Genomic DNA, 5,435 nt, shown 5'->3' with positions numbered 1-5,435 from the left:
ATCAAATACGGCACGTATATTTGCAGCCTATTACAATCACATCTTCTGAGTATATAAATGGCTGAAAAATATAGTAGCGTCGCAAGCGCAATGCTGTAAGCGTATTTGAAGATTATAAAAACCTGCGGGCCCGTGATATTTTGGATGTTTTTAAGCGCGTGGTAAAGGAATGTGAAAGCAAAAATCCACACTAAGATTTGAGAATCCAAGTACGCGATCTCGCCTTTTATAGAATACGCTACGCTTGCGACCAGTAGGCAGAGCGCGCCGAGCGTGCCTTGCAGCTTCGCTCTTTGAAAAACTTTATTCATTTTATCCCTTTAAATTTTAATGCGCAGCTTGCTGCTTGCACTGCGCAGATGAAAGGCGGGCGCTGCTTTGATTATCACCGCGCGAATTTTAATTTTAGCCGCTGCGAATTTTAATTTTAGCCGCCGTGCATACTTCGTACTTTACGTCGCTGTGAATGATTTAAGCTCAGCACGCCGCCGAATATCTCATCCTTGGGCTACTGCCGCGAATTTTATTTAGTTCCGCTGTTACGAGTGCTTTTAATTTAACGCCGTAGTTACCGCAAATTTTACTTTGCCGCCGCCGCTCGCGTAATACGTTTTTGAAATGGGATTTTACGCAAATTCTGTTTAAAATGGATTTAACTTTTTAAATTTAAAAGCAGCGGAGCAGCTTAAAATTTATAACTATCCAAGTGCCATTACTATAAGCATTAAAAACACTTATTTTTGATTTTTAAATTGAGCTGTTTTTAGTAAATTTTGCTTACAAATTTTGTATAATTTTTAAAATTTTATCTCGAAAAAAGGAGCAAGTATGAGATTTATCGTTATATTGTTTTTGGTGGTTGGCGGCTGTTTCGGAGGCAATATAACCGACTTTCAAAGCTTGGAAAAATTTATCAAAGACGGGCAAGCGAAAGGATATTTTCCTAAAAAGATTTTAGTGACGCAAGGATTTGATACCACCGTATTAGAAGACGTGAGTTTAAATTTTAGCAAAACCATATATTGGGACATAAATTCTCGCTGCAACCAAAACGCAGACGAAATCATTATAGCCGAAAGCGATACGAGGCACTCTATAGTTTGCCCCGGAAATAACAACGTCTATATTTTGACTGGCGGCAGAAGCGATGTGGAAGACCCATGGGGAAACGATATTTTTGTAATGGGCGAGAACGATGATAAAATTTCAAAAAGCTGGGGTACAAATATATTTATATTCGGCAAAAGATGGGGGCATGATAAGATAGAAATCGGCGATTCTAGGATAAATCCGGCGTCAAACCCTGAATACAAAAACGAATTTCCTTACGAATTTAGCCACTTTTTCATCTTTGATAGCGGGGTTAAAAAGGATGATTTAGTTTTTAACTTTAACAAGATAATAAATTTAAAAACAAACGACTCTATAGAACTTACGGATTTAAATGGTATAAATTTGATTTTTAAAGACGAGCCGGGTAAATACTATGGTACAAATTCATTAAAGGAGATTTACGACGAAAGCTCTCCCGTCGCACCCAAAACCGAAGAGAGATTGAGTGCGGATGAGATACAAACGCTGCTTCACAAAACGGCATATTCAGACAACGCCAAAGATGCTAAAAAATACTGCGAAATGGGCGGCGATCCGAATTTTAAAGGTCATGAAAATACCACCCCCATCGAAATGGCGGTAATGTTAGGTAGCGAAAATTCGCTTCGCGCGATGCTAGAGTGCGCAAAAAGACTGACCGATAACGCAATGATGATGAGCGTATTCGGAAGCCAACACGACGATGAGAAGAGTTTTAGGCTCGTAAAGCTTTTAGAAAAATACGGCGGAAATTTTAAAGCAAAGGATAGGGATGGCTGCTCCATGGTAAATTATGCGGCAAGTTCTCATAGTCTAGAAATCGTAAAATATCTAGTAGAAAGAGGCGCCGATCCAAAAGCTAGATGTTCTCATAACCAAAGCGTAACTCCATCGGATTGGGCAAGGAAAAATGAGGATAAAAGAGTATATGAGTATCTAAAAAGCCTAGAAGCTAAATAAAAGCTATGCTAAATGGCTTCTTATCACCTGCTTCAAATCAGCGCGATAAAATTATTGGCGTTTTTGATGCTGATAGCAAAGCACAGCAAGCTTTATGATATCGATTTGGCTTATGGCTGCAACGACGGAACTTATTTATGTGCCATCTAGAATGGGCGGCATATCGGACTCTCTAGAGCACCAAGATTTACGGCTATGCCAAAAAGCTTTAAGTTTTCGGCGAAAATTTTATTTTGCATTATTTTTGTTGAAAATATATAATTTAATCCAAAATTTATATACACTTCGCTATTATCTCACTTTCAATTTCGCGGCCCACTCGTCTAGTGGTTAGGACGCTGGCCTCTCACGCCGGTAACAGGAGTTCAAATCTCCTGTGGGTCACCATTTCATCACTTAAAATCAATTAAAATTTTCTAGCATTCGGCTGCCTACTCTTGAAATTTAAGACCTCATTTGATTTTGTAGTATTTTGGCTGAAATTTCATCATGTTTTACCGAGGTTAATTGATCTAGAATTAAAGTCGCTCGAATTGAAATTTAGATCGAATTTTAAAATTCGCGGCTAAATTCTGCTGCTATTCATATTTTTTAGCGCGCCGCCGACCGCTTTTGGCTATGGCTGCATCGGCTAAATTCTGCCGCTGCTTATATTTTCAAGATTACGCAGCCTGTTCCAGTTCTGCTCGTTTTGTAAATTTCTCATGTTCTGTCGTTGCCGCATCTGCCCCAGCTGCTGCTGCGCTTGGTGTTGCATTAGGCTTTGCTGCGCGGCAATATATTGCTCTTGCGCTCTTTGCTGAGCTTGTGCGCTATTCTCCTTGAATGAATTAAGCGTATCTTGCGACACTGCCTGCTCTTGTGCCTTTCGCGCGACTTCGGCATCAATCTTTTGCCGCTTCGCGCAGCGGTTTGGCTGCTTCATATTTGGCGAGCTTGCGACGTCGCATTTGCTCGCGTCCGCCAAGAATGGAGCCTCCTCGTCGTCCTGCGGGAGCAGCGAGCAACCGCCAAGCAAGACGACCAAAATAAGGGCAAGGAAAAATTTTAACTTCATAGCCGCCTCTTAAATTTTATCTTTAATTCTCGACCGCCGCTAATCTGCGCCCTTTGCGAGGTCGAACCCGTACTGCGCCACAAGCGCTTTGTCGCTTGCGATGCTATCGCCGGTGGTGGTTAGGAAATTGCCCGTAAGCGCCGAGTTGATGCCGCATCCAAGCGCCGTGCGCACGTGCTCGCCCAAATTTCGCCTGCCGCCTGCGAAACGCAGATACGCGCGCGGCAAGATGAAGCGGTAGATCGCGATCGATTTTAAAATTTCATCGTGCGCTAGCGGCGCGGCGTTTTGCAGAGGAGTGCCTTTGATCGGGGTCAGGATATTGATCGGCACGGAGCTAACGCCCAGCTCTCGCAGCTGCAGCGCCATATCGATGCGATCCTCCATGCCCTCGCCCAGCCCGAAAATCCCGCCGCTACATACGTCAAGCCCCACGGCGCGACAATTCTCGATAGTTTGGATGCGGTCGTCGTAGCTGTGCGTCGTGCAGATCTGCGGATAAAATTTTCGCGAAGTCTCGAGATTGTGATGATAGGTCTGCACGCCGCTAGCTTTAAGCAGCGCCAGAGCGGGCTTTGAGGCGATTCCCAGCGAGGCGCACAGATGCAGCCGCGTCTTACTTCGCAGCCGCTCATAGATCGCGCAGTATGTCCCTAGATCGGAGCTTTTTTGAGAAATTCCGCGCCCGCTGGCAACGAGCGAGAAGCGGTGCGTCTGCTCGGCTTCGTTCGCAAGCGCGGCGCTTAGCACCTGCTGCTCGCCCAAAATTCCGTAAATCTCGCAGCCCGTGTTAAAATGCGCCGACTGCGCGCAGTATTTGCAGTCCTCGCTACAGCGCCCCGATTTTACGTTTATGATCGTGCAGAGATTAAATTTATCGCCGCAAAAAGCGCGCCTGATCTCATCCGCCGCCGCAAAAAGCGCGCCCAAATCCTCGCATCGCGCCAGCTCTAGCGCCTGCTGCTTTGCAATCTCGCAGCCGCCTATCACGCGATCTTTCAGCGCGCAAACATAAGCTTTATCTATCAGCATTCATCCTTTTTGATAAAAATGCGTAATTATACAACGCTAAATTTAAAGCAAAGCTCGCGTGTGAAATTTTGGCGCAGGAATTTTGCGCTAAAAATTTACGCGGAATTTTACGCCTCCCCGCGCCGATTTTGTGTCCGCAGCTTTTACGGATGGCTCGTCTGCGACATCTGCGCGTGATTTATCGTTTTGAAATTTTATTTTAGCTAAAATTGCGGCTTTAAATTTAAAGGTAAAAAATGAAATACGATGTTATCGTTGTGGGCGGCGGGCACGCTGGTATCGAGGCGAGCTTAGCCGCCGCAAAAATGGGCGCAAAGACGCTGCTAATTACGATCTTAGCCGAGCAGATCGGCGCTGCGAGCTGTAACCCCGCAATCGGCGGCCTTGCAAAGGGGCATCTGGTAAAGGAGATCGACGCGTTGGGCGGTCAGATGGGGCTTGCGGCGGATGCGTGCGGGCTGCAGTTTAGAATTTTAAACGAGAGCAAGGGCCCCGCGGTGCGCGGCTCGCGCGCTCAGATCGATATGGACGAATACCGCATCTACATGCGAAATTTGCTGCTAAACACGCAGGGGCTGGATATAAGCCAGGAGATCGCGAGCGAAATTTTAACCTGCGAACAGGATGGCGTCCCGCGCGTTTGCGGCGTTAAGAGCCATCTTGGCAATGTTTATGAGACCGAGCATCTGATAATCACCGCCGGCACCTTTTTAAACGGGCTAATTCACGTAGGCGAGAACAAGCTGCAAGCGGGGCGCGTGGGCGAGCTAGCGAGCATTGAGCTAGCCGAATCGCTGCGAAGTCTGGGACTGCAAATGGGGCGGCTAAAGACGGGCACCTGCCCAAGGATCGATGCTAAGACGATCGATTTTAGCGTGCTTGAGCGCCAAGACGGCGACGCGGATCCGCGCGCTTTCAGCTTTCGTAGCAAAAATTTTGCGCCGAAGCAGCTTGCTTGTTTCATCGCCTACACGAACGAGCGCACGCATGAGATCATCCGCGAAAATTTCGCCCGCGCGCCGATGTTTACGGGGCAAATTTCAAGCACCGGCCCGCGCTACTGCCCGAGCATCGAGACTAAAATTTATGAATTTCCAAATCGCGACCGCCACCACGTCTTCGTCGAGCCTCAGACCCGCGAGGCTACGGAGTATTATGTAAACGGACTTTCTACGAGCCTTCCTTACGACGTGCAGATTGCATTTTTGCGCACGATCAGGGGCTTTGAAAATGCTAAAATCGTCCGCCCCGGATATGCGATCGAGTACGATTTTATCGATCCTACCGAGCTTAA

Annotated in this window: 6 protein-coding genes and 1 tRNA gene; 4 read left to right on the top strand and 3 right to left on the bottom strand. The window is 46.5% G+C overall.

The window, feature by feature from the left end:
* Positions 1-311: hypothetical protein (locus tag Q0614_RS11415; protein ID WP_298788814.1), on the bottom strand; the 311-nt coding region annotated here is incomplete at its 3' end.
* Between the two features lie 517 nt (positions 312-828).
* Here Q0614_RS11415 and Q0614_RS11410 point away from each other — a divergent pair.
* The 3 genes from Q0614_RS11410 (at position 829) to Q0614_RS11400 (ending at position 2,439) form a co-directional block, all read left to right on the top strand.
* Positions 829-2,052 (top strand): ankyrin repeat domain-containing protein, encoded by a 1,224-nt coding sequence (locus Q0614_RS11410; RefSeq protein WP_298788812.1) that lies wholly within the window; start codon positions 829-831, stop codon positions 2,050-2,052.
* A gap of 12 nt (positions 2,053-2,064) precedes the next feature.
* The gene (locus Q0614_RS11405; RefSeq protein WP_298788810.1) at positions 2,065-2,202 is read left to right on the top strand and encodes a hypothetical protein; all 138 of its coding nucleotides are present in this window, start codon (positions 2,065-2,067) and stop codon (positions 2,200-2,202) included.
* Positions 2,203-2,364: 162 nt separating this feature from the next.
* Positions 2,365-2,439: transfer RNA gene (locus tag Q0614_RS11400), tRNA-Glu, on the top strand.
* 244 nt (positions 2,440-2,683) lie between these two features.
* Here Q0614_RS11400 and Q0614_RS11395 read toward each other — a convergent pair.
* Both Q0614_RS11395 and bioB read right to left on the bottom strand, forming a co-directional pair.
* Positions 2,684-3,109: a hypothetical protein gene (locus tag Q0614_RS11395; protein WP_298788808.1), complete on the bottom strand. Its 426-nt coding sequence runs from the start codon at positions 3,107-3,109 to the stop codon at positions 2,684-2,686.
* A 39-nt stretch (positions 3,110-3,148) separates the two neighbouring features.
* Positions 3,149-4,141: a biotin synthase BioB gene (gene bioB / locus Q0614_RS11390; protein ID WP_298788806.1), complete on the bottom strand. Its 993-nt coding sequence runs from the start codon at positions 4,139-4,141 to the stop codon at positions 3,149-3,151.
* A 236-nt stretch (positions 4,142-4,377) separates the two neighbouring features.
* Here bioB and Q0614_RS11385 point away from each other — a divergent pair.
* Positions 4,378-5,435, top strand: a 1,058-nt coding sequence (locus Q0614_RS11385; protein ID WP_298788804.1) for an FAD-dependent oxidoreductase, incomplete at its 3' end; no start/stop codon positions are given.

Source organism: uncultured Campylobacter sp., from assembly GCF_937997595.1.
In the GTDB taxonomy this organism is placed as follows: Bacteria; Campylobacterota; Campylobacteria; order Campylobacterales; family Campylobacteraceae; genus Campylobacter_B.
This window is presented reverse-complemented; position numbering and strand designations above follow the sequence as displayed.